Here is a 25,527-nt window from a genome sequence, read left to right as displayed (position 1 = left end):
GCAACAGCGGGGAAATGGCTACGGCGCGGCCAGTGTATCGCAGCGCCGCTGCATGCTGGATCACGAGACCGTCTTGGCGCTTCCGGCTACGCTCGATAGGGCAAGTCGCTTTCGGTCTATCAGCGCCTGGGCCTCGTTCATGACTTGTCGGTGAGGCACTGCTGGCCGTTTGTCGGCGAGGGCGTCACGGACCTTTTCCTGAAACTCCATATCCGAGCGCATTTCGTTGTCCCGACGGACACGATGTTTGGCGTTTTTGATTTGGTTAGTCATGGCGCATCTCCTGTCGAAGAGCTCGCCATCGTGCATCTCATCGGGAAGGCATGCAACATCGAATGACGTGAGGGCTTGCTGGTACGCTGTGGCCTTGCCCCAACGCACCGCGTCCCGACGACCATGAATCCCTCCCACCCCAACCACCGCCGCATCGCCCCCGCTGCCGAACGCAACCGCGAGCCGATTCTTGAGGTGCTGCGGCGCGTCCTGCCGCCCGCCGGCACCATTCTCGAGATTGCCAGCGGGACCGGCCAGCATGCCCGGCACTTTGCCGCCGCCAATCCCGACTGGACGTGGCAGCCCAGCGATCCGGATGCGGGGGCGCGCGCGTCGATTGCCGGATGGGCGGCCGAAGCCGGTTTGCCGAACTTGCGCGCGCCGCTGGCGCTGGATGTCCGCCAGGCGGACTGGGGCATCGATCGCGTCGATGCCATCGTCTGCATCAACATGATCCATATCGCGCCGTGGCAGGCGGCCGAGGCTTTGTTCAGTGGAGCGGCACGGCTGTTGCCCGCCGGGGGCGTGCTCTATCTGTACGGACCCTATCGCCGCGAGGGCCAACATACGGCGCCGAGCAACGCGATCTTCGACGAGCAACTGCGTGCTAGCGATGCGTCTTGGGGCCTGCGGGATATGGAGGCGGTGGTCGCGTTAGGCAATAGTGTCGGTTTCCGATTTGCTGAAGCAGTTCCAATGCCAGCGAATAACTTCAGCCTAACGTTCTATGTGGGCTGAGGGCTGGTGCCACTTGATGATGCTTTTCCCTTAAAAGCTGACTGGGCCTCCTAAACCAAGACCCAATCTCCTTGCGTAGACATGACGGCAGTGAGTGATGCGCGGCTGTGGTTCAGTTCAACAATACCGACGACTGTGCAGAGTCCGGTGCAACTGACGCGCCTTGATTTGGGCGACACTCAGCGCCGCCTACGGTCTGTCCCCAAATGCTGTAGAGGAGCGACCTTTGCTCAGGAGGTTCAGTCCCTTGTACCACTGCCCAAGCGGCGACTTCCGACTCCGTGCCGAATAGAGCTGAGAGCTTGTCGAGACGATGCACCAATTCCATTGCGGCATTGGCATCCCCAGCCGTAACTAAGACGGATCCTCCGTTGTGGTTTCTATGCTGCAATGTTTGCAGAATCTGCCGGTTAACCTTTCCTTTCTCGTTTGCCAATTGCCACATCCTATTGGGCATTATGGAAACTGCGGCACGACGCCGGACATAAGGAAATCCCGCCAACGATGAGTACCATGTATGGATAGCATCCGAGGTAAAGAATCCGCGGAACCAGGATAGGTCGTTTGCGATTCCCTTGTTCCCTTCCCTGAAGATTAAAGCTTCGCCGTCTTCGAGAATATCTTTCAGGAAAGTCGGGTCGGCGTTCTTACTTGTATTCACAAAATACAAGACGTCTACTTTTAGTTCCGCAAGTGCGTGGGGTGCAGACAGCGTTATCCCCGTCGACGTCGCGCATACCGGCGACACCTGTCCTTGATACACCACTGTTTCCTGTTTTGCCAGCCTTCTACAAAGCTGGCGAAAATCAGAGACCGTCAAGCAAGCGCGTGCTTCATCGACGATTTCCTTCACATGATGCGAAAGTATGTCGGTAGCCAGACGTTCGTCGATGCCCATTTTGTCGAACGCAACTGCGCTTCGTTGCAAATTTATTGGGCACAATCCAGAAGGATCAAATATCGCAATAGATGGGCGTGCCAGAATGAACTGTGGTCCAAACTCTATCGACTTTATGGGGATATTTATGAATGCTGCGGAGTGCGCATATCGGCCGATTTTCTGCACGTGAATACCATTAACCGTGATCTCCGCCGAGGAAAGCTGTTCATAAACAATGCCTTCTCTTGCATGCTCGTGTCGATCAACATGGAATCGCCAGAATATCGCCTCATATGGATTTGGTTCTGGCAGCGAGTGCCAGTCGCCCATCGGTCCGTCCCGCAACGGTACAAGATTATCGGAAGGGGGGCGAAATTCCGCCCGAATTCGAATCTTTGGGCGGTCGTACTCCGGCTCTGATACATTGAAACCGTCCCATACGTATTTCACTCGAGGACGAGATTGCGCAAACCAGTCAACATCGGCCCATTGTTTCAAAACTATTGAATCTTGCACTCCTTGGGTAGTAGCGGCCATTTCTCTCGGTATGAAAGGACGAAGTCTATCAAGCACCTTTGGGTCGGCTACCCGTACTGCTATCGTTGTTCCGACCGGTGCGGAGCATCGCCGGAGTTCGACTATGGAGTCGTCTATACGCGCGGTAAACTGGAGACCGTCAGCCTCCTCTCTGTCAACGTGGCGCGTGCGTACGTGAATTTCATCCCCGAGAAGAAATGCGGCAAGCGCTCCAACGCCGAACCGCCCTCCGCGCAGTACGCGACTACGACCATTTTCATCAACGTGTTGCCGCTTCCACACATCGCTGTTGCGGAAAGAGGCCCCGGCAATCAAAAAATAGTTCGTAACGGTTTCTAGCGTCATGCCGACGCCCTTATCGTGTACCGTAATCCAGCCTGTTCCGTCATCGGACTCTTTACACTCGACGATGACATCGTATTCCCTACTACTCTCTTCCATGTCCGTGGCTTCACGGCGCGTAAGGTCGACCAATTCACGGCATGCATCAACAGCGTTTTGCACCAACTCGCGAATTCCTACTTCATATGAATAATCATATAGAGGGCCGACCAGAAGGTTAAGTAAGCCAGGACCTGACGCATCGAAACCTGCTTTAATTGGAATATATGGGACGGTGCGTGCGAATGTACTAGGTTTGTCAAGATTAGATCTAATTCGGCGTAGACTTAACCCGAGTGACGCAAGCTCTCCACGCCGTCCATATACTTCTCCGATGACCGCCCAGCTATGATCCAGCTCTCGTTGAATATCCTTGAATAGCGCGACCAACTTTAAATAGGTTCGAACATCCGTGGGAGTCGCGCGCACGTACAGCGCTTCCGGATCTTCGTGTCGAGTGGATACATCACGAACCGCAAAATGATTTCGCCATTCCTGGCGTGACACCGGGCTTCTAAGCTCTTTTACGCTCAAAAGACTCTTCAAGGCGCGCTCGCTCTGAACTTGAACATAATCCGCGATACGCAGAACCGCCATCAAAAAGGGCGTTTTAACTCGACGATGCTCTGGTATCAGTCCATATCGAGCTTCGATATATGAGAATGTGTCGCGAATAGAAAGGCCATGACTTCGCGCCACTAGGCCAGCTAAGTCTCTGATTTCTTCGTCGAGACCCACAAGTTCAAGCGGCACGCCACTACGACACGGAACGCCACGCAAAGCGATTTCGTGCGCAAGTCTCGCATGATGACGGCGAACGAACTCACCGATTAGTAAGCAATCACGCTCAGATAAATTATCTAGATCTAGTTGTTCAACGCGAAATGGTTCGGCATCGCCGAATATCGCAACCAGCCTATCTTGGCCAAATCGACTTGCTTCAGCCAGAAAATCGTTCCAGAGTTGATGCCATGGACGATCCTCTAATCCGGAAATCATTGGTGGCTCTATTGTTGCGATCAAAGCCCGGAAACCGTCTTGCGTCAAATGCATACCACAATCGTGAAGCAAGATCGACATGCAAAGAACAGTGACGTCTTCCGCGCTCAAGATATCGCGGCTGATGTCAGAGATCAATGATGCAGCAGTTTCAAGCACATCGTTAATATGGCGAGGGCTATGATCCGTAAAGCCCGGGAAGAACGGCATTCCGCTTTGTTCGAGCCAAGGCTCGAACAGCGCAAAGTTTTTTTGGACAGCCGCACTAAGTTCTGGTGATTTTTGAAGTTTGACTTCAAACAATGTGGGCAACGTTATCATTTTCGCGTTCGACTTGGACTAATGTATTGACACTATCGCGAATATAGCATCATCGAGCGGTATATCTCTGACGCGACTGCGTGAGTGTTGTGTGGGGCATCAAGGTTGCGATAGGTGCGGAAGCGAGAGCTGGAGCTCATCCAGTACAAAACCCACCTTTTTTTGCTGTCGGTCTTTGCAAGTACACGGCGCTCAGCACCAACCAGATGCGGTAGCGTTGGTAGGTAAGGAATAGTCTTGACGCAGAAGTAGAGGCGATCGACCGTGCCGTCTAATTTGCCTGCGACGGAGGTATTTATAGCCTCACCCACATAGCTCTTCAATTGGCTACGGCGGACAGCGATGGCTCCGAGAAGCTACTTAAACACCCTGGGATAGTGACCTTCCTTGCCGCCATTGCTGTCCCAAGGCGCTGTCTTCAAATTTGAATTCGCTGCCTGCTGGGCTGGACTCACGGGGTGCGTGCGTAAAGCTGCAGACCATTCGTAGTCAAGGCTAATCGTGGCAACCTGGAACTTTCTATGGTGGCTAAGCGTGATATAGGGCAGGAAAGGTGGTGCTTATGATTACGGAACTCCTCAGCCCCGCACCAGCATCACCACCGCGGTCGCGATCAGGCAGAGCGAGAACCACGCGCGCAGATGGCGCTCCGGCATCCGATGCGCGAGGGCTACGCCCCACGAGATCGTCAGCATGCCGCCGAGCGACAGCGGGATGCCGCTGACCCAGTCGACGTGGCGGGCCTGCGCGTAGGTCGCCAGCGCGACCACCGCGCCCGGCGTGACGAGCGCCAGCGCCAGTCCTTGCGCCGCCGCCTGCCGGAAGCCGAACAGGCCGACCAGCGCGGGCGCGGCGATCACGCCGCCGCCCACGCCGAAGAACCCCGACAGCGCACCGCCGACCACGCCGACCGCCGGAATCCAGCGCGGCGACAGCCGGTTCTGCTGCGCCGTGACCGCGCGTCCGGGCAACAGCCGCCACAGGAAATAGACGGCCATGGCGATCATGAACAGCGCGAAGATCCGCCGCAGCAGCACCGGGTCCATCTCCGTCGCCAGCCGCGCGCCGACATAGGTGGCCAGCACCGCCGACAGCCCCAGCACCAGCGCCGTGCGCAGCGCGATATCGGCGCGGCGGCGGTACTGCCAGAAGCCGATCAACACATTGGGCGCGATCATCACCAGCGCGGTGCCCTGCGCCAGCTGCTGGTCCATGCCATAGAGCAGGCCCAGCGCGGGAATCGCAATCAGCCCGCCGCCGATGCCGAAGAGGCCGCCGACTGCGCCGAGCGCACCGCCGAGAAGGAAGGTCAACAGCGCGGGGAGCAGCGGAATATCAGGCATCGGTCAGGGCTTGGAGGATCGCGCGCTGCCACCACGGCAGCCCGCGCAAAAGTATCGATCATAAAACATGGCGGCAGCGCGCACACGGTGGACGTCAGGGCATTCCCTCGGAATCGCGCGCTGCAAGCTAATCGTCAAGATCTTGAAAGCCGATTGAAATCCGACTTCGCTCCAATGCCGCCGGAGATCGTGCCGGGCCCGCTGATACAGCGCCAACAGCGCCAACAGCGGCGGCCGCACGGTCGCGTCGCGCCGGCGTTACCGGCGCGCTTCGTGTCTGCGTTGCCTGGATCGAGCCTGTCATCGTGCATGTCCGTCGTCATCGCCTTGCCCACCTCCGCCTGCTGCTCGCATCGATTGCCGCATCGATGCTGCTCGGCGCGCCGGCCCGCTTCGCCGCCGCAGCTCCGCCGCCCGCTGCCGTCGCCCAGCAGCCGGATGGCGAATGCCGTGCGCCAACCGCCGGCGCAACGCTGACGCTGTCCGAGGCGCGCTCGCTGGCGCTGCGCTGCAATCCGGACCTGATCGCGGCACGCCGCGCCGTGCAGGCCAGCGAGGCCGATATCCGGATCGCCGGGCAGCGTCCGAACCCGGTGCTCAGTCTCGGTGTGGAGAACATCAACCCGCATGCCGGCGTCGGCGCCGGCAGCTGGCGCAACAAGACCGTCGATTCGACGGTGCGCATCGACCAGGTAATCGAGACCGCCAACAAGGCGGGCCTGCGCGTCAAGACAGCGCAGGCGGCCAACGTGGCGGCGGGCCGGCAGGTGCAGGCGAGCACCGTGCAGCAGATCGCCGCGCTCGAGCAGGCCTTTATCGATGCGGCGGTCAGCCAGCAGCGCGTCGACGTGCTGACGCAGACGCTGGCGCTCTACGAGCGCACCGAGCAGGCCAACCAGACCCGCTACAAGGCCGGCGACCTGTCGCGCGCCGACCTGACGCGGCTCGAACTCGATGCGCTGCGCGCCCGCGCCGACTGGCGCGACGCGCGCGCGGATCATCAGCGCGACCTGGCCGAACTGGCGCAGCGCATCGGCATCCCGGGCACGCTGCAGGACATCGTGCTGTCGCCGCAATGGCCGGGCCTTGCCGAACCGGTGCCGACACCGGACGAGCAGGCCTTGCAGGCACGGCCCGATGTGGCCGCGGCGCAGGCGCGGCTGGAGGCCGCCGCGGCCGCGCGCGAACTGGCGCGTGCCGGACGCGTGCCCGACGTGACCGTCGGCGCGCAGGCCGAGCGCTATCCGGCCTCGGCTACCAATCAGCAGGGCAGCGGCAACAGCTTCGGCGTGTTCGTCAGCATCCCGCTGTATGTCCGCCACAGCTATGGCGGCGAGGCCCAGCGTGCCGAGGTCGATTACTACGCGGCGCTGGACGAGCGCAACCGCGTGCTGCTGGCCGCGGGCAACGAGGTCGGCCGGCTGCGAACGGCGCTCGATGCCGCGCGCGAATCGCTGCGCCAGATGGACGAGGCGGTGCTGCCCGCGGCCGAACGCGTTGCCGCCGATGCCGAGTTCGCCTTCGGCAAGGGCGCCATCGGCGTGCTCGAACTGCTCGATGCCCGCCGCGCGCTGCGGCAGATTCGTCTCGATGCCGCGCAGGCGCGGGGCGCCTATGCCAAGGCACTGTCCGCCTATCTGGCCGCCACGCGCACGGACGATGCCTCGGCGAGCGGTGCGGCGGCGGGCGCTGCCGATCTGCCGCTGCAGGACGTCGCGCCCTACCTTTCCGTCCACTAGCCGGCCGCGTCCGGCTTTCCCGATCTCCTGATCCCTGATCTCCCCGACGCCATGTCCCTCCGTTCCCTGTTGACGATCGTCCTGCTCGGCGCGCTGCTGAGCCTGACTGCATGCGGCCGCAAGGCCGAACCGGAGTCCGCGTCGCCGCGCGTCGAAGGCACGGCCATCGTGTTTCCCGAATCGATCCGGTCGTTGCCCGGCATCAGCACCGAGCCGGTGCGGCGCGGCGCCGAGCGCGTGCTGACGCTGCCCGGGCGGCTGGTCTGGAACGAGGACCGTACCGTGCGCGTGACAAGCCCGTTCGCCGGCCGCGTCGCCGAGATCCTGGTGCAGCCCGGTACCACCGTCGCCGCGGGCCAGCCGCTCGCGCTGCTGTCCTCGCCCGACTTCGGCGCGGCACAGGCCGACGCGCGCAAGGCGGCCGCTGATGCGGCGCTCGCCGCCAAGGGTCTGGCCCGGCAACGCGAGCTGTATGGCGCCGGCATCGTCGCGCAGAAGGATCTGGAACAGGCGCAGGCCGAGGCGGCGCGCGCCAGTGCCGAATTGCAGCGCGCGCAGGCGGCGCTGCGGCAGGTCGGCGGCGAACTCGGCAAGCCGGGCGCGGTGGGCGTTGGTGCGCCGGATCGCTTCGCGCTGCGCGCGCCGATCGCCGGCCTGGTGGTCGAACGCAATCTGAATCCCGGCATGCAGCTGCGGCCGGACCAGCCGCCGGCCGCGCCGCTGTTCCTGCTGACCGATCCCGCCGATCTGTGGGCGCAGCTCGACGCGGCGGAGGCCGACCTGGCGCTGTTCCGCCCGGGCGGCAGCGTGACGCTGACCTCGGCCGCCTATCCGGGCGAGTCCTTCCCGGCCAAGGTCGTCAAGATCGCCGACTATGTCGATCCGGCCGCGCGCAGCATCAAGGTACGTCTGTCGGTGCCGAACCCCGAGCGCAAGCTCAAGGCCGAGATGTTCGTCACCGCGCGGATCGAGGCCGCCGGCTTCGACGGCATCGCGGTGCCCGCCAAGGCGGTGTTTCTGGCCGACAACCATCACTATGTGTTCGTGCGCGTCGACGCGCACCGCTTCGAGCGGCACGAGGTCAAGGTCGGTGCCAGCCTGCCGGGCGTCACCGAAGTGGTGGCCGGGCTGGAATCCGGCATGCAGGTGGTGACCGACGGCAATCTCTATCTGCAGGACATCCTGCGCGACGCGAGCGCGACGCAGGCCGCGCTGCGCCAACAAGCTCAATGAGGCCGGCCGCGTCATGATCTCGCGCATCGTCCATTTCGCGCTGCACCAGAAGCTGTTCGTCTGGATGGGGCTGGCGCTGTTCGTCGCCGGCGGCCTGGCGGCCTTCAAGAACCTGCCGATCGAGGCCTTCCCCGACGTCTCGGACGTGCAGGTCAACGTGATCACGCTGTATCCGGGGCGCGCGGCCGAGGAGGTCGAGCGCCAGGTCACGATTCCGATCGAGACCGCGCTGGCCGGCACGCCGAACTCGGTACGGGTGTTCTCGCACACGCAGTTCGGGCTGTCCTATCTGATGGTGACCTTCAACGACAAGGCCACCGATGTCACCGCGCGCCAGCAGGTGATCGAGCGCCTGCGCGGCGTCGATCTGCCCGATGGCGTGCAGCCGGACCTCGCGCCGCTGTCGACCGCAATCGGCGAGATCTACCGGTTCCGGCTGACCGGCAAGGGCTACACGCCGCAACAGCTGCGCACGCTGCAGGACTGGGTGGTCGAGAAGAATATGCGGCAGGTGCCCGGCGTGGCGGACCTCGTGACGATCGGCGGCACCATCAAGCAGTACGAGGTCAACCCGAATCTGGCGCGGATGCGCGACGCCAATATCTCGCTGGCGCAGCTGTTCGCAGCCCTGCAGCGCGGCAACTCGAACGCCGGCGGCGGCGCGGTCGCGCAGGGGCGGCAGCAGTTTCTGCTGCGCTCGCTGGGGAGCTTTCGCAGCTCGGCCGATATCGCCAACGTGGTGGTGTCCGAGGTCAACGGCACGCCGATCCTGGTCAAGGACATCGCCGAGGTGCGCGTCGGCGCCGCGCCGCGCCAGGGTTTGATGGCGCAGGACGACGAGGAGGACATCGTGTCGGGCATCGTGGTGATGCGCAAGGGCGAGAACCCGTCGGAGGTGCTGACCGCGCTGAAGGCGAAGATCGCGCAGCTGAACGAGCAGATTCTGCCGCGCGGCGTCGAGATCGTGCCGTACTACGACCGCGCCGACCTGATCGACAAGACGCTGCACACGGTGTTCGGCAATCTGGTCGAGGGCGCACTGCTGGTGATGGCGGTGCTGTATCTGTTCCTGGCGAACGTGCGCGCCGCGGCCATCGTCGCGCTGGTGATTCCGCTGGCGCTGCTGTCGACCTTCATCGGCCTGACCTGGGTCGGCATTCCGGCCAATCTGCTATCGCTCGGGGCGATGGACTTCGGCATCATCGTCGACGGTGCCGTGATCGTGGTCGAGAACATCTTCAAGCGGCTCGGCGAACTGAAGGAGCAGAAGATCCGCGACAGCCGCGCGCGGCTGCAGGCGATCGCGCGCGCGGTCACCGAGGTCGGCCGGCCCACGGTGTTCTCGATGGTGATCATCATCGCCGCGCACCTGCCGATCTTCACGCTGCAGCGGCACGAGGGAAAGATCTTCGCGCCGATGGCCTACACGGTGACCGGTGCGCTGGTCGGCTCGCTGATCGTCTCGCTGACGCTGGTGCCGCTGCTGTGCTATCTGCTGCTGAAGAAGGACATCGCGCACCACGACAACACGGTGGTGCGGCTGTGCAAGCGCGCCTACGCGCCGATGCTCGCGTGGGCGCTGGACCACAAGCGCGCAGTCGTGGCCAGCGCGGTCGCGCTGCTGGTCGTCACTGCCGGTGTCGGCAAGCTGCTCGGCAGCGAATTCCTGCCCGAGCTCGACGAGGGCGCGATGTGGGTCAGCTTCGACCTGCCGGCCTCGGTGTCAACCGACGAGGCGCGCGAGCAGGCGGCCCGGCTGCGCCGCACGATCCGGCTGACGCCGGAGGTCAAGTCGACGATCTCCAAGGTCGGCCGGCCGGACGACGGCACCGATCCGAAGCTGATCAATACGGTCGAGATCCTGGTCGACCTGAAGCCCGAGGCGCAGTGGCGGCGCGGCTTCGACAAGCGCCGCATCATCGGCGAGATCAACACCAATCTGCGCAAGCTGCCCGGCATCGAGCCGAACTTCTCGCAGCCGGTGCGCGACAACATCCTCGAGAGCATCTCGCAGATCAAGGGCCAGATCGTCATCAAGGTGCAGAGCGACAGCCTCGAGCAGAACAAGCGCGTCGCCGATCAGATTCTTGCCAACGTGCAGACCGTGCCGGGCGTGATGCGCGCCTTCATCGATCGCGACGGCGAGCTGCCGCAGTATGTGCTGGACTTCGACCGGGCGCAGGCGGCGCGCTACGGCATCAACGTCGCCGACGTGCAGGACCTGATGGAGACCGCGCTGGCGGGCAAGGCCGCCACCGAGCTGTGGGAGGGCGAGAAGCACTTCAGCGTGGTGGTGCGGCTGGCGCCGAACGAGCGCGAGCTGCCCAACCTGCCCAACATCCTGATGCAGACCGCCGAGGGCGCGCAGGTGCCGCTGTCGCAGCTGGTGCATTTCCATGCGGCCTCCGGGGCGATGAACATCAGCCGCGAGAACGGGCAGCGCACCACCTCGATCGGCGTCTTCATCCACGATCGCGACATGGGCAGCGTGGTCAAGGACATGCAGGCGCTGGTGGCGAAGAACGTGCGCGCCGACGACGTCAAGATCGGCTGGTCCGGCGAGTTCGAGAACCAGCAGCGCGCGATGGCGCGGCTGTCGATCGTGGTGCCGCTGTCGGTGCTGCTGATCTTCCTGCTGCTGTTCCAGGCCTTCAAGTCGTTCAAGAGCGCGACGCTGATCCTGTCGAACATCCCGTTCGCACTGGTGGGCGGCGTGTTCGCGCTGTTCCTGACCGGCATTCCGCTGTCGGTGTCGGCGGCGATCGGCTTTATCGCGCTGTTCGGCCAGGCGGTGCTCAATGGGGTGGTGATGGTGACCTACTTCAACCAGCTGCGCGACCAGGGCCTGCCGCTGCGACAGGCGGTACTGGTCGGTTCAATGGATCGGCTGCGCACGGTGCTGATGACCGCGCTGCTGGCGATGCTGGGCTTGTTCCCGATGGCCGTCTCGCGCGCGATCGGTTCGGAGACGCAGCGCCCGCTGGCGATCGTGATCATCGGCGGGCTGATTACCGCCACGGTGCTGACGCTGATCGTGCTGCCGACGCTGTACGAATGGATGGTCAGCCGGAGCTGGCCGGATGAGGCGGCGGAGGAGGATGAGCCCCTGACAGGCGAGGGAGGGGCGCGGCGGGAGGATGAGGCGGTGGTTTGAGGGGGCGTTGGAAGCTAAACCACCTCCCTCTCCCCAACCCTCTCCCCCTGAGGGGGAGAGGGAGAACACCCTGAGCGCGTCCTGCCGCGCGGGCTTTCTCCCCTCTCCCGCTTGCGGGAGAGGGGCGGGGGAGAGGGCAAACAGCGCCCGCTATCCCTCTGCCGCCGTAACGTCCCGCACCACGCCCGCTCCGAGCATCCGGGCAATCTCCGCCTCCCCATACCCGCACTCCGCCAGCAACGCCCGCGTATCCTCCCCCAGCCGCGGCGAAGGCCGTACGTACTGCGCTGGCGTCTCCGACAGCTTGATCGGCAGCCCGATGCTCTTCACCGGCCCGGCCTCGGGATGCTGCTGCTCGACGACCATCTCCCGCGCCAGCGTCTGCGGATGCGACAGCGCCTCGCCGATCGAATGCACCGGGCCGGCCGGCACGCCCGCCGCGTCGAACGCCGCCAGCCACTCGGCCGAGCGCTTCGTGCGCAGGATCTGCGCCATGGCCGGCAGCAGCGTGTCGCGGTGGCGCATGCGGTCCGAATTCCGCCGATAGCGCGGATCGGTCAGCCACTCGGGTTTGCCCAGCACCTGCGCGATCCGTTCCCAGTTCTTTTCGTTGGCGCCGCCGACGATGATGTGCCCGTCCTGCGTCGGAAACGCCTGGTACGGTGTGGCCAACACATGCGCCGAGCCGCTCGGCCCCGGCGATTCGCCGGTAGCGAAATGGATCGCCGCATGCCAGTACAGCTGCTGCAGCCCGGCCTCGATCAGCGAGGTCTCGACGATCTGCCCGCGCCCGGTCTTCTGCTTGTGCTGATAGGCGGCCAGGATGCCGACCGCGGCCAGGATGCCGGCATTGATGTCGGCGATCGAGTTGCCGGTGCGCAGCGGCGGTCCGCCTTCCTCGCCGGTGATGCGCATCAGCCCGGTATAGCCCTGCGCGATCAGATCGAAGCCGCCCTTGTCGGCGGCCGGGCCGGTGCGGCCATAGCCCGAGATCGCGCAATAGATCAGGCCGGGATTGATGTCCGACAGCACGTCGTAGCCGAGCCCCAGCTTCTCCATCGTGCCCTTGCGGAAGTTCTCGATCAGCACGTCGGCATCGCGCACCATCCGCAGCAGCACTTCCCTGCCTTCGGGCGTCTTCAGATCGAGCGCGATGGCGCGCTTGTTGCGGTTCAGAATCAGGAAGGGCGCCGACACGCCGTTGATGCGCGGATCCTGATAGCCGCGCGCATCGTCGCCGCCGTCGGTCTTTTCGATCTTGATCACGTCGGCGCCGAGGTCGGCCAGCATCATGCCGCAGGTTGGGCCGGCCATGATCTGCGCCAGTTCGAGCACGCGCATGCCGGACAGCGCGCCGGCCTGAGGAGAGCGATCGGATTGCATGGGAGATGCCATCACCGTCCTTCGAAAGAATGCCGCTCAGCGGCCGTGGAACTGGGGCGTCTGCTTGGCGAGGAAGGCGCGGTAGCCGGTGCGGAAATCCTCGGTGTCGAAGCAGTCGAAGGCCTCGTCGCGCTCGCGCTCGCCCAGCGGCGTGCCGGCCGCCAGCTGGCGCGCGAACTTCTTGTGCCAGCGCGCGACCAGCGGCGCGCCGCTGGCGATGCGCTGCGCGGTCGCGGCCGCTTCGGCGGCGACCTGATCGTCGGGCACCACGCGCGACACCAGACCGATGCCATGCGCCTCGTCCGCGCCGATGATCCTGCCTTCGAACAGCAGCTCGAGCGTCCGCGATTCGCCGATCAGCCGGATCAGCGGCGCCATCTCGGCATGGGCCATCACCAGCCCCAGATTCTTGATCGGCGCACCGAAACGGCTGCCCTGGCCGCAGATGCGGATATCCGCCATCGCCGCGATCTCGAGTCCGCCGCCGACGCAGATGCCATGGATCTGCGCGACCACCGGATGCCGGCAGTCCTGCAGCGCCTGCGCGGTGTCGTGCATCACCTTGCCGTAGGCGGTGGCCTGCGCCTTGTTCGAGCGCGCCTGCGCGAACTCGCCGATATCGTTGCCGGGCGAGAAGGCGCGCTCGCCGGCGCCGCGCACGATCACGCAACGCACGCTGTCGTCGGCGGAGAGGGTGCGGAAGGTCTCGCCCAGTTGCTGCCACATCGACAGCGTCATGGCATTGAGCTTGGCGGGGCGATTGAGCACGACGGTGGCGATCGAGCCGTCGCGGATCGTCAGCACCGGGCTGTCGTCGACGCTGTCTTGTCGGGGATCGGGGGAGTCGGGGGAAGCGGAGGCGGGCATCACGGTCATCGAAGGCGCTCCTGGCGGGTTGACTGGGGAGTCGGCAAGCCGTTTGTCTTGCCGCATCGTTTATTTGGTATACCATATCCCAAATCAACGCCCGTCACAAAGGACGCATCGCCCATGGTTTACCCGGAACATCCGGCGGAAGAAGCCCCGGCAACGCTGGCACCGGGCCTGCCGCAGGCCCGCGCCGGCGGCGAACGCGGCCGCCGCACCGGTCCCGCAACAGCGGCCGCCGGCCTCTCGACCGAGGGCGCCGATCCGCTCGCCATCGCCCATCCGACGCTGGCCGCGGTGGTCGCCGAGCGGCTGCGGCAATTGATCATCGACGGCACGCTGGTGCCCGGCGTCTGGCTCAACGAGCGCGATCTGTGCGAGCGGTTGCGCGTCTCGCGTACGCCGCTGCGCGAGGCCTATCGCATCCTGGCCGCCGACGGCCTGGTGATGCTGCTGCCCAAGCGCGGCGCGCAGGTGATCGCGATGTCGGAGAAGGACGTGGCCGACCTGTTCGATGTGCTCGCCGTGCTCGAAGGACTGACCGGACGACTGGCCGCGGAGAAGGCCAGCGACGAGGAACTCGCGCAGATCGCCCGCCTGCATCGCGCCATGCTCGACGCCTATGCCGCGCGCGATCTGCACGCCTACTACGAGGCCAGCATGGGCACCCATCTGGCGATCAGCGCGGCGGCCCATAACCCGACGCTGGCCGACACCCATCGCCGCCTCAATTTGCGCGTGCAGAACCTGCGCTTCCGCTCGAATCAGGACCGGGACGAATGGGCCCACGGCGTGGAAGACCACCAGCGCTTCGTCACCGCCTTGCTGGCGCGCGATGGCGCCACGGTCGAGACGCTGATGCGCGAGCATGCGCTGCAGAAGAAGGCGCTGGCGATGCGGGAGGCCCGCGAACGCGAGGCCGCGGCGGTGCGATAAGTCGCAATCAGTTATTTCCGCTGTAACGCCGCATTACGTGACGGACGCGGGCGCGCCGGTGGCCGCGCTGGCGCCGCATGGCGGCAAGGCCGGCACAACGGCCGCTATCCTCGCGCCGGCAAGGGCCTGGGACCTCGCGCACCGTGTGGCGGCGTGGATCGGCGACGTCTTGCGCTTGTGAGATGGCCTTACAACTGCATCCGTCCAGGACCGCGACGCCTCGCTACAGTCGAGCCATGTTCAACGCGCCGCCAAGCCCGGCAGCGCATCAGGAGAAAAACATGACTCGCCAATGGCTGATCGCACTCGGAACCCTTGCCGCCGGCGCGATGTTCGGGCTGGTCTCGCCCGCCCAGGCGCATTCGGACCGCCACGATCATCGGCATGGCTACCATCGCCACGAGCACTACCGTCCGGCCCCGCCGCATGCGCGACATCACTATCGCCATGACGGCTATCGCCACCATGCCCGTCCGCACTATGGCCACGGCCATCACGTATCGCGCCCGGGACACCGCTACGTACCCGAGCGTTGGGTCCGGGACTCGCACGGGCATGTGGTGCGGCGGCCGGGGTATTGGACGCGCTAAGGCGGTCCGCGGCTTCATCGTCCGGCAGGCCGCGGCCAATGGAAAGCGGCCAATAAAAAAACCCTCGCCTCAATTGAGGCGAGGGTTTTTGCATGCCGGCGCGGAATTCGCGCCGAGGCAACTGCAGCGGCCGCTTACAGCGCCGCGTCCTTCAGCTTCTTCAGCGCGCGGACCTTGACCTTGACCGACGCCGGCTTGGCAGCGAACCACTGCTCCTGGCCGGTGAACGGGTTCTTGCCGAAACGCTTCTTGGTGGCGGGCACTTGCACGGCGGTGATCTTCAGCAGGCCGGGCAGCGTGAATTCGCCTGCGCCCTTCTTGTTCAGCGCGCCGATCATGGTGCTTTCCAGCTGGGCCAGCACGGTCTTGACCGTCTTCGGATCGAGCTCGGTCTGCGCGACCAGGTGCGACACCAGGCTGGACTTGTTGAAGGTGTCCTTCAGCGGCTTGGGCGTCGGCGCTGCTGCCGGCGCTGCCTTCTTGGCGGCCTTCACCGGAGCGGCGGCCTTCTTGGCGGGCGCCTTGGCGGCGGTCTTGGTTGCTGCAGTCTTCGCGGTCGGTTTAGCTTTGGTGGCCATATCGATGTCGTGAACAGGTTCAATGTTGGAGCGCGGGACCGTCGGAAACCGCCGGGCAGCGCCGCGCACAGAATAGCAAAATGGGCGAACGGTGCCTATTTTCAAGGGGTTTTCGGCGCGATTTCGCGATTGGGTCGTGCAATCTGTCGCGCGGATGCCACCATCTTCGCGTTCGCCGCCGCGGCCATGCTGGCCAGGACGCGATGCGGTGCGCCGATCAGCGCCGCTGCGAGACCCAGATGCCGGCCACGATCGCGGCCAGTCCGACGCCGTGATACCAGTTCGGCCACTCGCCCAGCAGCAGCGTGGACAGGATCGCGGCGAAGGCCGGCGTCAGCGTGACGAAGAACACCGGCAGCTGCGCGCCAGCTCTTGCCACCGCGCGATCCCAGGCGAAATACGCTAGCAGAGACGGCACCGTGGCGACGTACGCGAGGATGCCGACCGTCTTGCCGCTCCAGACGATGGTCTGGCCCGCGACGCCCAGTTCCCAGGCAACGAACGGCACACTGACGATCACGCCCGCGACGATCTGCGCGTACAGCAGCACGATCAGCGGCAGCGCCGGCCGCTGCTTGCGCAGCAGCCACGTATAGCCGCTCCAGGCCAAGGTGGCCGCCAGCATGAACAGATCGCCGGGCACGAAGTCGAGCTGGGCGAGCCGGCCGAGTTCGCCGCGCACCAGCACGAAGGTCACGCCGACCAGGCAAAGCAGCGCGCCGCCGATATGGCTGCGCGTGGCCGGTTCGCGAAAGAAGGTCACGCCGACCGCCAGCAGGAACAGCGGCATCGAGGCACCGATCAGCGTCACGTTGATCGGCGTCGACGTCGTCAGCGCCAGATATTGCAGCGCGTTATAGCTGGCGATCGACAGCACGCCGAGCGCCAGGATCAGACCCGCATGGCGCCGCAACGCGGCCGCATGTTCACGCACGCCGTTCCAGGCCAGCGGCGTCAGCAGCAGGCCGGCCAGCAGCCAGCGCAGGAAGTTCAGCGTGATCGGCGGCACGGCGCCGGCGGCCAGATGGCCGACGATGGCGTTGCCGGCCCAGCTCAGCGGCGGAAAGGCGAGCAGGAAGAGGGTCAGCCAGCCGGCCCGCGAGCCGGCGATCGGAGAAGAGGGCATGCGTCTGGAGTGCGCGAAGGCACGGTCGTCGGTGTCGGCGGCGCAGGCGCGGAGCGGACATATCGGCCGGTGGCGCAGCGTCGCCGACCGTCGTTGCCGTCGGCGCGGTGGCGTAGCAAGTGGAGCGCGCATTATGCAGTCAACGGCGGCTGCGGATACGCTCGGCCCCGGTTTTGCAGGGGGTATTGCCGACGTCAGGGCCTGCAACCCTACCGGCGTGCTACCCCCGATCGGGGATGGCGTATTCAACCCCGGTTACCGCAGAGTGCAACCGAAATCAGTACGGCGGCGGAGCGTTAGGGCATACCATGTCCGCTTTCCGCCGGTCTGGCAGCTCAAACGGTCCCGCCATGTACGCCATCCTGCCCGCCTTCGTCTCGTCGATCTTTCTCGGTTACGGCCTCTATGTGCTGGTGACGAAGGGCGTCACGCGTCTGACCATCACGTTCTTTCTGATGTGCGCGACCACGTTCGCATGGCAGGGCACCTGGGCCTTCCTGTTCCAGACGACGCATCCCGACGTGGCGCTGCTGCTCGCCAAGGTCGGCTATCTGTTCATCGTCTTCCTGCCGACCACGTTCTATCACTTCATCACCGAGGTCACCGAGCGCCGCAGCGAGCGGCCGTGGCTGCTGATGTCGTACGGCGCGTCGCTGGTGCTGGCGGTGGTGCTGCTGACGTCCGATCGGCTGGTGTCGGACTACTACCTCTACAGCTTCGGCAACTACCCGCGCGCGGGCAGCCTGCATCCGTTGCACGTCGTGCAGACCGTGCTGCTGGCGCTGCGCAGCGGCTGGCTGCTGCTCGATGCGCGCCGCACGGCGGTCGGCGAGAAGCGCAAGCGGCTGACGCTGTGCCTGTGGAGCCTGGGCCTGTATTCGCTGGCGGCGATCGACTATGCGGTCAACTACGGGCAGGACTTCTATCCGCCGGGCGTGGTCTTCATCGCCGTCAGCCTGGGCATCATCGCGCTGTCGATCGTGCGCTACGACCTGATGCATCCGTACTCGCTGGCCGCCACCGTAGCTCACGAGGTGCGCACGCCGCTGGCGACGATCCGCATGCAGACGCAGGAACTGGCGGCGGCCTGGCCCACCGTGCTGGACGGCTATCGCCGCGCGCTCGCGCACGGCCTGATCGAGGACCGGCTGCGCCCGGGGCAGCTCGAACGGCTGCCGATGCTGCTTGGCGCGATCCGCAGCGAGGTCGACGGCACGCAGGCCGTGATCGAGATGGCGCTGGCGTCGATCACGCTGGAGCGGCTCGACCGCGGCAGCTTCGTGCCGCACGGCGTGGCGCAATGCGTCGGCTCCGCGCTGGAACGCTATCCGTTCCGCGCCGGCGAGCGCGAACGCGTGTCGGTGCAGCAGATACCGGCAGGCTGGCGTTTCCGCGGCTCCGATACGCTGCTGGTCTATGTCCTGTTCAATCTGCTGAAGAATGCGCTGCAGGCGATGCGCGCGCAGCAGGGCGGGGGCGAGGGCGGCGGCCGGATCGAGATCTCGGCGCGCGAATCGGGCGGCTTCTATCAGCTGCGCGTGCGCGATACCGGCCCCGGCATCCCGCCGGATGTGCTGCCGCGCATCTTCGATCCCTTCTTCTCCACCAAGCCGCACGGCAGCGGCGCCGGCATGGGCCTGGCGTTCTGCCGGCGCGTGATGGAGGCCTTCGGCGGCCGCATCGAATGCGAATCGGCGCCCGGCCGCCATACCGTTTTCACGCTGCATCTGCCGGCCGCGGTGCTGGCGGACCCGCCGCAGCCGACGAGTCCTGCCGCCAGTATCGGCACGCTGGACGGGCGCGAGCCGATCCAGCCCATCCAGTCGATCCAGTCGATCCAGTCGATCCAGCCGCTCGGCCAGGGCACGGCCGCCTGAAGCGACGTCCGTGCCCGGGTTCGGCCGAGCGGCCGGCCCGATCAGTTGGCCAGCACCGGCGCGGTCACCTCATACTCCTTGACCCGCTCGACGATCTCCTTCGGGAACCGCGCGATCCGCTTTTCCTTGTCGGCGAACACGATCTGCTGGTAGCCCAGCGAGACCGGCCGCTCGTCGACGCAGAAGCGGAACAGCAGATACGCCGAGCACTGCTTGACCTGGAAGGTGTTCAGGTAGCAGTCCACACGCTGGAACGGGAAGGTCTCCTCGACATATTCCTGGTGCGCGCGCTTGGTCACGAAGACGCCGCCCGCGGCCAGCAGATTGCCGTGGATGCATTCGTGGAACCAGCGCTCGCGGCAGATGCCCTGCCACTCGAAATAGCGCGCGAAGTAGGTGTTCATGAAGGCGTTGGAGTCCTTCAGATAGATGTCGATCGTGTGGTGGAACGTCTTGCGGGGAGGGGTCTCGACCCGATCCTGCGCGAGCGGGTTGGTGCCGCGGTTCAGGATGTGGGGGATCACGTCTCGCATCAGCATGGAAATAACTCCTGGATGGGTGGCTGCGAGCGGCAGCCGCGCTTGCCCCGGGGGAGAGGGGGCATGCCGCATTCTGGCCGGAGACCCTGCACGGACGTCACCCAACCTTTGCGGGTGGACGCGGGCCGGCACACGTAAGCAGAACTTGCCATTGCGGCCGGTCGCTGACTGCGGGATGGCGCACCAACCCGCGGTAAACCCTAGTGGTATAGGAAACTAGACCTTATTACAGTGGCAGTTCGCTGCCTCCTCCTTGAACGGGCGTGGCGTCCGTTTGCATCGCGGGCGTGATGCGGCCTCGCACCACGCCCGCACCGGCCCCTTTCGTCTGCCGCCTTCGATGTCTGATTCCCTGTCCTCGACCGAACTGCTGTCGCGCAGCCGCGAACCGGTCTATCTGCAATTGGCGACGATCTTTCGCCGCCGCATCGAGAGCGGCGTCTGGCGTCCGGGCGAACGCATCCCGTCGCTGGAGGATCTGTGCCGCCAATATGGGGTCGCGCGCATGACGATGCATCACGCGCTGTCGGTGCTGGACGACGAAGGGCTGGTCGCGCGCTCGCGCGGGCGCGGCACCTTCGTCAAGGGCGGCGGCAAGCGGCGCCGGCCGGTGTCGCTGCCGGTCACCTGGGGCCAGGCGGTCGAGGTCGGCGAACAGCTCGGCACCGAGGCGCTGGTCGAGTCGACGGGCAGCGTCCCGTTGCCGGACGAACTCGGCATGCCGTGCGAGGCCGAGCGCGCGCCCGCCTACCATTTCCTGCGGCGCCTCCACCGGCTCGACGGCCGGCCCTTTGCGCTCGGCGAGGTCTATATCGAGGAAACGCTGTTCGCGCGCAATCCGCGCGCGTTCCGGCAGAGCGCCTCGATGCCGGTGCTGGACCGCTTTCCCGGGCTGCGGGTATCGAGCGCGCGCCAGCGCCTGTCGATCATCGCCGCCGGCGCGGAATCGGCCGCCGCGCTGGCGCTGCCGGTCGGCGCACCGGTGGCCGAACTGCGGCGCCATGCCTGCGCCGACGGCGTGATCGTCTATTACGCCCGCATCGAATTTCCGACCGAATACGTTTGCCTCGACTTCGATCTGCTCGATCCGGGCGGCGTGGCGGGCTGAGGGCGAACGCATGCAACACCCGATCTCCACCTGATTTCGAATCGACCGACCTGAGAACAAGGAAGCGCGCAATATGGACACCAACCGATCCCAGCAACCCGGGCAGACGCTCAACGGCGCCGAGAGCCTGGTCAAGACCCTGCTCGCCTGCGGCGTCGATACCTGCTTCGCCAACCCGGGCACCAGCGAGATGCATTTCGTCGCGGCGCTCGACCGCATCCCCGGCATGCGCTGCGTGCTGGGTTTGTTCGAGGGCGTGGTGACGGGCGCGGCGGACGGCTATGCCCGCATGGCGGACAAACCGGCGGCGACGCTGCTGCATTGCGGACCGGGCCTGGCCAATGGCCTGGCCAATCTGCACAACGCGCGGCGCGCGCAGACGCCGATCGTCAATATCATCGGCGACCAGGCGACCTACCACCGTCCCCTCGATGCGCCGCTGACCGCGGATACCGAGGGCTGGGCGCGTCCCGTGTCGGTCTGGACCCGTACCGCGCAGCGCGCCGATCAGGTCGGCGCCGATGCCGCGGCCGCGGTGCAGGCGGCCTGTGCCGCGCCCGGCGGCGTGGCCAGCCTGATCCTGCCCTCCGATGTCTGCTGGGACGACGGCGGCCAGGTGGCCGCGCCGCTGCCGCCGCTCGCCGCGCCCAAGGTGTCGCCCGACGCGATCGAACAGGCCGCGCGCTGGCTGCGCTCGGGCCAGCCGACGCTGCTGGTGCTGGCCGGCACGGCGCTGCGCGAGGCGCCATTGGCCGATGCGCATCGCATCGCCGCCGCCACCGACGCGCGCCTGATCACGCCGATGTCGAACGCGCGCGTGTCGCGCGGTCGCGGCCGGTTTGCGGTGGAGCGCGTGCCCTATTCGGGCGACGTGGCCCGCGGGAAGCTGGCCGGCATCCGTCAGGTGATCCTGGTCGGTGCGCCGCCGCCGGTGACGTTCTTCGCCTACCCGGGCAAGTCGCCGCGCCCCTATCCCGAGGACGCGCAGATCCATGTGCTCGCGCGCCCTGAGCAGGACCTGGCCGATGCGCTCGCACGCCTGGCGGACGCACTGGGCGCGCCTGCGGTGCCGGTGCCCGATGCCGCTGCGCCGGCCAGCATCGCGAAGGGTGCGGTGACGTCGGAAGCGGTGGCGCAGACGTTGAGCGCGCTGCTGCCCGAGCAGGCGGTGGTGGTCGAGGAAAGCGTCAGCTTCGGCCGCGCGTTCTATCCCGGCACCGTGCATGCCGCCCCGCACGACTGGCTGCAGCTGACGGGCGGCGCGATCGGCGCGGGCCTGCCGCTGGCGGTCGGTGCCGCGGTGGCGGTGCCCGATCGGCGCGTGGTCGCGCTGCAGGCCGACGGCTCCGGCATGTACACCGTGCAATCGCTGTGGACGATGGCGCGCGAGCAGCTCGATGTCACGGTGGTGGTGCTGGCCAATCGCAAGTACGCGATCCTGCTGGGCGAACTGGCCGGTGTCGGCGCCAATCCCGGCAAGACGGCGCTCGACATGCTCGACATCGGCAATCCCGATCTCGATTGGGTCAAGCTGGCCGCCGGCATGGGCGTCGAGGGCGCGCGCGCGGTCGATATGGAGGGCTTTGCCGATCTGTTCGCGATGGCGAACAAGCGCAAGGGGCCGTTCTTGATCGAGTTGGTGATCTGAGCTCCGTGGGGGCGTGGTCGGTGCGCTGCCCCTCTCCCCGGCCCTCTCCCGCAAGCGGGAGAGGGAGAACACCGTCGGCCTACCCAAATCCCGCCGGTTTGCCCCCCTCTCCCGCTTGCGTGAGAGGGGCTGGGGGAGAGGGCAACCGCGTCCCCATTCGCGATTGAATAATCCACCCTTCCAGACAACCGAATTGCCGAAGCGCCGATGACTGCGGCAAGCTGCCCGCGGAAGGCATCGATCCAGGAGACAGCATGACAACACCAACGAACGCGGCGGAGCCCGATCAGGGGCCGGACCGCGTCTACGCGGCCCTGCTGAACGAAGGGCGCTTTCGCATCCAGCACTGCCGCGACTGCGACCGTCACGTGTTCTACCCGCGCAATATCTGCCCGCACTGCGGCGGCGAGGCGCTCGACTGGACCGATCCGAAGGGCACCGGCACGGTGTACTCGACCAGCGTCGTGCGCCGCAAGCCGGAAGCCGGCGGCGACTACAACGTCGCGCTGATCGATCTGGACGAAGGCGTGCGCATGATGAGCCGAGTCGAAGGCGTGGCGCCGCAGGCGGTACGCATCGGCATGCGCGTCAAGGCGCGCGTGGCGCCCGCTGCCGGCGACGGCGTGCCGGCAATGGTGGTGTTCGATCCGATGGAGGGCTGACGCGATGCCAGCACAATCGTTGCGCGGTGGCGTCGCCATCGTCGGCGTGGGACAGGCCGGACTCGGCGAGGCCCACGGCAAGACCGAAATGGAAATCCTTGTGGAGGCGGCCAAGGCCGCGGTCAAGGATGCCGGCATGTCGATGCGCGAGATCGACGGCATTGCCACCGCCAGCGTCGGCGCCACCATGTGGGTGATGCCGGTTGCCGAGTATCTCGGCATCCGTCCGAAGTTCGTCGATAGCACGATGATCGGCGGCTCCAGCTTCGTCGCCCATATGCTGCCGGCCATGCTGGCGCTGGAGGCTGGCCTGTGCGACGCGGTGCTGGTCTGCTACGGCAGCAACCAGCGCACCTCGACGGTCGGCCGCGCCGGCATCGCCAAGGTGCGCTCGGTGCTGGATCCGCAGCCGTACGAGAACCCCTACCAGCCGATGCAGCCGATCACGTCGTACGCCCTGGCGGCGGCGAGGCATATGCACCAGTACGGCACCACGCGCGAGCATCTGGCCGAGGTCGCGGTGGCCGCGCGCAAATGGGCGCAGATGAATCCCGATGCGTTGATGCGCGATCCTTTGAGCATCGACGACGTGCTGAACGCGCGCATGGTGTCGGACCCGCTGTCGGTGCGCGACTGCTGCCTGGTCACCGACGGCGCCGGCGCCTATGTGATGGTGCGCGCCGAACGCGCGAAGGATCTCGCCAAGCCGCCGGTCTATGTGCTGGGCAACGCCACCGCGACCTGGCACCGGCAGATCTCCAGCATGCCGGACCTGACCGTCAGTGCGGCGAAGGAATCGGGCGAGCGCGCGTTCGCGATGGCGGGCGTCAAGCCGGCCGATGTCGACGTGCTCGAGCTGTACGACGCCTTCACCATCAACACGCTGCTGTTCCTCGAAGACCTCGGCTTCTGTGCCAAAGGGGAGGGCGGGCCGTTCGTCAGCGGCGGTGCCATCGCGCCCGGCGGCCGTCTGCCGGTCAATACCAACGGTGGCGGGCTGTCGTGCGTGCATCCCGGCATGTACGGCATGTTCATCACCATCGAGGCGGTGCGGCAGTTGCGCGGCGAATGCGGCCAGCGCCAGGTCGCCGGTGCGGAGATCGCGCTGGTGCATGGCAACGGCGGCACCTTGTCGAGCCAGTCGACTGCGATCCTGGGGACTGCGGCGGCGCTGTAACCGGGGCGGCATCGAAGGATGCCGGCAAGCAGACACGCCAGGCAATGCGGACGAACGTTTTAACACGTTCGTCCGCATTTTTTGTTTGGCGACATCAAACGGGCCAAGGCCTCGCGAAACCAGCCGCTGCCGTCAACGCCGGCGCCGCGCCATTCGTCTAGAGACCGTGGTGGCGATTCGCGGGCCGGCAAGGCGGTGGTTGTCGGCAGCGGATCGTCCACGCACCCTTGCCTTGCCCTTTGAGTCTGTCCGAACCATGACGCTTGCCGCCTGCGCGACCCCTTCGCTTCTACCCCCAACGCCGCGTATTCACGCGCCACGATCCCGCTCGGGGCAGCCGCCGCTGCGGCCGCGCGACGCCGCGCAGGTGGCGCGCACCGCGACCACGCTGTTTCTCGGCGCGGGCAGCATCGAAGTCCGGTTGGCGGCCGATTCCGGCGGGCGCTTGCGGTCGATCTTTGCCGATCTCGCACGGGAGTACCGGCTCGGCCAACGCCGCTGCGACCGCTCGCCCAATCCCGAGGCAGCACATGCCGCGCTGGAGACCGAGATGGGCATCAAGGTACTGACGCGGTTGAGCGATTGCCTGGGCGCGCTGTTCGGCCTGCATGGCGCGGTGAGCGACGGCGTGCGCAACGGCGATGCCGCCAGGCGCGCCGCGCTGATGGAGTGCGCCGCGGCCATCGCCGACGAGGCGCTGGTTTGCCGCGACGAGCGCGCGGTGAAGGCCGGCGCCCCTCCGGTGCAGCGCTGCCTGACGATTGCCGCGGACGCCGCCGGCAACATCCATCTGCACAAGTTCTCTCGCTGGCAGGCGACTGCCGTTGGGAAGGGCGCCGCGGAGACCGACCTGGCCGAACGTGCGGCCGCCACGGGCGGGCCGGATGGGCAGGATAGTGCGGCGGCACCGGCAACGGAGGTCCGCGCGTCCCTGGCCTTCCGCATCGAGCCCTGGCGCCGGACCGCGCGTCCGCACGGCGTCGAGCCGCAACGCGTGCTGCTCCGTTGCCGGATGCGGCCGGTGCGCGTGGGCGACGCGCGCCGCATGCACGAGGCGGTGCCGTTACCCGGCCCGGGCGTGCGCGACAGGCTCGCGGCCGGCGACTGGCGCGGTGCGCTGCTGGTGCTGCTGATCCGGCTGTTTCGTCCGTCGATGCTGCTTTGCCGCGGCGAGATCGCGGGCCGGGCTCAGTTGAAGGTCTATCCGATGCCGCGCGACGGGCGCGCGCCAGTGATCGTGCGGGTCGGCAATCATTGGCCGCGCCGGGAAGCGCATCGGGCGGCGATCCACGGCCTCGAGACTGTTGCCCGCGAACTGGAAGCCAAGCGGCGTTGCCTGCTGCCGGCTCCGACAGAGGCGCCGGCATGGCCCGACGACGATGGGGTGCGCTGCTATTGAGCGGCGCGGGCAGCCGGTACGAAGGCCGCCGAATTGCCG

The 25,527-nt window shown here is 66.1% G+C and carries 20 protein-coding genes; 12 read left to right on the top strand and 8 right to left on the bottom strand.

The features are described 5' to 3' along the window. Positions 1-60: 60 nt before the first annotated feature. Positions 61-273 carry a hypothetical protein gene (locus J5T34_RS23455; protein ID WP_208583365.1) on the bottom strand — a complete coding sequence of 71 codons (213 nt, stop codon included), beginning with the start codon at positions 271-273 and terminating at the stop codon, positions 61-63. A gap of 123 nt (positions 274-396) precedes the next feature. Here J5T34_RS23455 and J5T34_RS23450 point away from each other — a divergent pair, with 123 nt between their 5' ends. After that, positions 397-1,011: a DUF938 domain-containing protein gene (locus tag J5T34_RS23450; protein WP_208583295.1), complete on the top strand. Its 615-nt coding sequence runs from the start codon at positions 397-399 to the stop codon at positions 1,009-1,011. Between the two features lie 112 nt (positions 1,012-1,123). Here the strand turns inward: J5T34_RS23450 and J5T34_RS23445 are convergent, their stop codons facing one another. Together J5T34_RS23445 and J5T34_RS23440 are read right to left on the bottom strand one after the other, a co-directional pair. Beyond that, positions 1,124-4,129, bottom strand: coding sequence for an HD domain-containing protein (locus J5T34_RS23445; RefSeq protein WP_208583294.1), 3,006 nt, complete (start codon positions 4,127-4,129; stop codon positions 1,124-1,126). Positions 4,130-4,707: 578 nt separating this feature from the next. Further along, on the bottom strand, positions 4,708-5,472 hold the full coding sequence (locus tag J5T34_RS23440; protein ID WP_208583293.1) for a sulfite exporter TauE/SafE family protein: 765 nt from the start codon (positions 5,470-5,472) through the stop codon (positions 4,708-4,710). 368 nt (positions 5,473-5,840) lie between these two features. Here J5T34_RS23440 and J5T34_RS23435 point away from each other — a divergent pair, with 368 nt between their 5' ends. The 3 genes from J5T34_RS23435 to J5T34_RS23425 are packed head-to-tail and all read left to right on the top strand — an operon-like array spanning position 5,841 to position 11,598. Continuing rightward, positions 5,841-7,211, top strand: a complete 1,371-nt coding sequence (locus tag J5T34_RS23435) for a TolC family protein (RefSeq protein WP_208583356.1) — start codon at positions 5,841-5,843, stop codon at positions 7,209-7,211. 51 nt (positions 7,212-7,262) lie between these two features. Beyond that, positions 7,263-8,444, top strand: coding sequence for an efflux RND transporter periplasmic adaptor subunit (locus J5T34_RS23430; RefSeq protein ID WP_208583292.1), 1,182 nt, complete (start codon positions 7,263-7,265; stop codon positions 8,442-8,444). Positions 8,445-8,457: 13 nt separating this feature from the next. Further along, positions 8,458-11,598, top strand: a complete 3,141-nt coding sequence (locus J5T34_RS23425; protein WP_208583291.1) for an efflux RND transporter permease subunit — start codon at positions 8,458-8,460, stop codon at positions 11,596-11,598. A 150-nt stretch (positions 11,599-11,748) separates the two neighbouring features. Here the strand turns inward: J5T34_RS23425 and J5T34_RS23420 are convergent, their stop codons facing one another. Both J5T34_RS23420 and J5T34_RS23415 read right to left on the bottom strand, forming a co-directional pair. Further along, a complete protein-coding gene (locus tag J5T34_RS23420; RefSeq protein WP_208583290.1) occupies positions 11,749-12,981 on the bottom strand; it encodes a CaiB/BaiF CoA transferase family protein in 1,233 nt (410 codons plus the stop codon). A gap of 36 nt (positions 12,982-13,017) precedes the next feature. Next, a complete protein-coding gene (locus J5T34_RS23415) occupies positions 13,018-13,857 on the bottom strand; it encodes an enoyl-CoA hydratase/isomerase family protein (RefSeq protein WP_244259208.1) in 840 nt (279 codons plus the stop codon). A gap of 114 nt (positions 13,858-13,971) precedes the next feature. Between J5T34_RS23415 and J5T34_RS23410 the strand changes: the two genes are divergently transcribed. Further along, complete coding sequence (locus J5T34_RS23410; protein ID WP_208583289.1) at positions 13,972-14,784, top strand: GntR family transcriptional regulator; 813 nt, start codon at positions 13,972-13,974, stop codon at positions 14,782-14,784. A gap of 281 nt (positions 14,785-15,065) precedes the next feature. Beyond that, entirely contained in the window at positions 15,066-15,374 is a 309-nt protein-coding gene (locus J5T34_RS23405) for a hypothetical protein (protein WP_208583288.1), read from the top strand. A gap of 134 nt (positions 15,375-15,508) precedes the next feature. Here the strand turns inward: J5T34_RS23405 and J5T34_RS23400 are convergent, their stop codons facing one another. Both J5T34_RS23400 and J5T34_RS23395 read right to left on the bottom strand, forming a co-directional pair. Beyond that, positions 15,509-15,952 carry an HU family DNA-binding protein gene (locus J5T34_RS23400; protein ID WP_208583287.1) on the bottom strand — a complete coding sequence of 148 codons (444 nt, stop codon included), beginning with the start codon at positions 15,950-15,952 and terminating at the stop codon, positions 15,509-15,511. A 217-nt stretch (positions 15,953-16,169) separates the two neighbouring features. After that, complete coding sequence (locus J5T34_RS23395) at positions 16,170-17,078, bottom strand: DMT family transporter (protein ID WP_208583286.1); 909 nt, start codon at positions 17,076-17,078, stop codon at positions 16,170-16,172. A 350-nt stretch (positions 17,079-17,428) separates the two neighbouring features. Between J5T34_RS23395 and J5T34_RS23390 the strand changes: the two genes are divergently transcribed. Further along, positions 17,429-18,955, top strand: coding sequence for a sensor histidine kinase (locus J5T34_RS23390; RefSeq protein ID WP_208583285.1), 1,527 nt, complete (start codon positions 17,429-17,431; stop codon positions 18,953-18,955). Between the two features lie 41 nt (positions 18,956-18,996). Here J5T34_RS23390 and J5T34_RS23385 read toward each other — a convergent pair whose 3' ends face one another. Next, positions 18,997-19,494, bottom strand: coding sequence for an acyl-CoA thioesterase (locus J5T34_RS23385; RefSeq protein ID WP_174108691.1), 498 nt, complete (start codon positions 19,492-19,494; stop codon positions 18,997-18,999). Positions 19,495-19,834: 340 nt separating this feature from the next. Between J5T34_RS23385 and J5T34_RS23380 the strand changes: the two genes are divergently transcribed. The 5 genes from J5T34_RS23380 to J5T34_RS23360 all read left to right on the top strand — a co-directional run bounded on the left by J5T34_RS23380 (position 19,835) and on the right by J5T34_RS23360 (position 25,488). Further along, complete coding sequence (locus tag J5T34_RS23380; protein WP_208583284.1) at positions 19,835-20,602, top strand: GntR family transcriptional regulator; 768 nt, start codon at positions 19,835-19,837, stop codon at positions 20,600-20,602. A 73-nt stretch (positions 20,603-20,675) separates the two neighbouring features. Continuing rightward, the gene (locus tag J5T34_RS23375; protein WP_208583283.1) at positions 20,676-22,250 is read left to right on the top strand and encodes an acetolactate synthase large subunit; all 1,575 of its coding nucleotides are present in this window, start codon (positions 20,676-20,678) and stop codon (positions 22,248-22,250) included. A 254-nt stretch (positions 22,251-22,504) separates the two neighbouring features. Next, positions 22,505-22,912 (top strand): Zn-ribbon domain-containing OB-fold protein, encoded by a 408-nt coding sequence (locus tag J5T34_RS23370; RefSeq protein ID WP_208583282.1) that lies wholly within the window; start codon positions 22,505-22,507, stop codon positions 22,910-22,912. 4 nt (positions 22,913-22,916) lie between these two features. Then, positions 22,917-24,089, top strand: coding sequence for a thiolase (locus J5T34_RS23365; protein ID WP_208583281.1), 1,173 nt, complete (start codon positions 22,917-22,919; stop codon positions 24,087-24,089). Positions 24,090-24,345: 256 nt separating this feature from the next. Continuing rightward, on the top strand, positions 24,346-25,488 hold the full coding sequence (locus J5T34_RS23360) for a hypothetical protein (protein WP_208583280.1): 1,143 nt from the start codon (positions 24,346-24,348) through the stop codon (positions 25,486-25,488). Positions 25,489-25,527: the final 39 nt, after the last annotated feature.

Source organism: Cupriavidus gilardii (assembly GCF_017598945.1).
Taxonomy (GTDB): domain Bacteria; phylum Pseudomonadota; class Gammaproteobacteria; order Burkholderiales; family Burkholderiaceae; genus Cupriavidus; species Cupriavidus gilardii_E.
This window is presented reverse-complemented; position numbering and strand designations above follow the sequence as displayed.

Bases quoted from the DNA above. Each gene is read 5' to 3' on its own strand.
- J5T34_RS23415 (WP_244259208.1), bottom strand. From the start codon at position 13,857: ATGACCGTGATGCCCGCCTCCGCTTCCCCCGACTCCCCCGATCCCCGA.
- J5T34_RS23420 (WP_208583290.1), bottom strand. From the start codon at position 12,981: ATGCAATCCGATCGCTCTCCTCAGGCCGGCGCGCTGTCCGGCATGCGC.
- J5T34_RS23385 (WP_174108691.1), bottom strand. From the start codon at position 19,494: ATGCTGATGCGAGACGTGATCCCCCACATCCTGAACCGCGGCACCAAC.
- J5T34_RS23360 (WP_208583280.1), top strand. From the start codon at position 24,346: ATGACGCTTGCCGCCTGCGCGACCCCTTCGCTTCTACCCCCAACGCCG.
- J5T34_RS23430 (WP_208583292.1), top strand. From the start codon at position 7,263: ATGTCCCTCCGTTCCCTGTTGACGATCGTCCTGCTCGGCGCGCTGCTG.
- J5T34_RS23455 (WP_208583365.1), bottom strand. From the start codon at position 273: ATGACTAACCAAATCAAAAACGCCAAACATCGTGTCCGTCGGGACAAC.
- J5T34_RS23395 (WP_208583286.1), bottom strand. From the start codon at position 17,078: ATGCCCTCTTCTCCGATCGCCGGCTCGCGGGCCGGCTGGCTGACCCTC.
- J5T34_RS23400 (WP_208583287.1), bottom strand. From the start codon at position 15,952: ATGGCCACCAAAGCTAAACCGACCGCGAAGACTGCAGCAACCAAGACC.
- J5T34_RS23450 (WP_208583295.1), top strand. From the start codon at position 397: ATGAATCCCTCCCACCCCAACCACCGCCGCATCGCCCCCGCTGCCGAA.
- J5T34_RS23425 (WP_208583291.1), top strand. From the start codon at position 8,458: ATGATCTCGCGCATCGTCCATTTCGCGCTGCACCAGAAGCTGTTCGTC.
- J5T34_RS23380 (WP_208583284.1), top strand. From the start codon at position 19,835: ATGTCTGATTCCCTGTCCTCGACCGAACTGCTGTCGCGCAGCCGCGAA.
- J5T34_RS23410 (WP_208583289.1), top strand. From the start codon at position 13,972: ATGGTTTACCCGGAACATCCGGCGGAAGAAGCCCCGGCAACGCTGGCA.
- J5T34_RS23370 (WP_208583282.1), top strand. From the start codon at position 22,505: ATGACAACACCAACGAACGCGGCGGAGCCCGATCAGGGGCCGGACCGC.
- J5T34_RS23445 (WP_208583294.1), bottom strand. From the start codon at position 4,129: ATGATAACGTTGCCCACATTGTTTGAAGTCAAACTTCAAAAATCACCA.
- J5T34_RS23405 (WP_208583288.1), top strand. From the start codon at position 15,066: ATGACTCGCCAATGGCTGATCGCACTCGGAACCCTTGCCGCCGGCGCG.
- J5T34_RS23375 (WP_208583283.1), top strand. From the start codon at position 20,676: ATGGACACCAACCGATCCCAGCAACCCGGGCAGACGCTCAACGGCGCC.
- J5T34_RS23440 (WP_208583293.1), bottom strand. From the start codon at position 5,472: ATGCCTGATATTCCGCTGCTCCCCGCGCTGTTGACCTTCCTTCTCGGC.
- J5T34_RS23435 (WP_208583356.1), top strand. From the start codon at position 5,841: ATGCTGCTCGGCGCGCCGGCCCGCTTCGCCGCCGCAGCTCCGCCGCCC.
- J5T34_RS23365 (WP_208583281.1), top strand. From the start codon at position 22,917: ATGCCAGCACAATCGTTGCGCGGTGGCGTCGCCATCGTCGGCGTGGGA.
- J5T34_RS23390 (WP_208583285.1), top strand. From the start codon at position 17,429: ATGTACGCCATCCTGCCCGCCTTCGTCTCGTCGATCTTTCTCGGTTAC.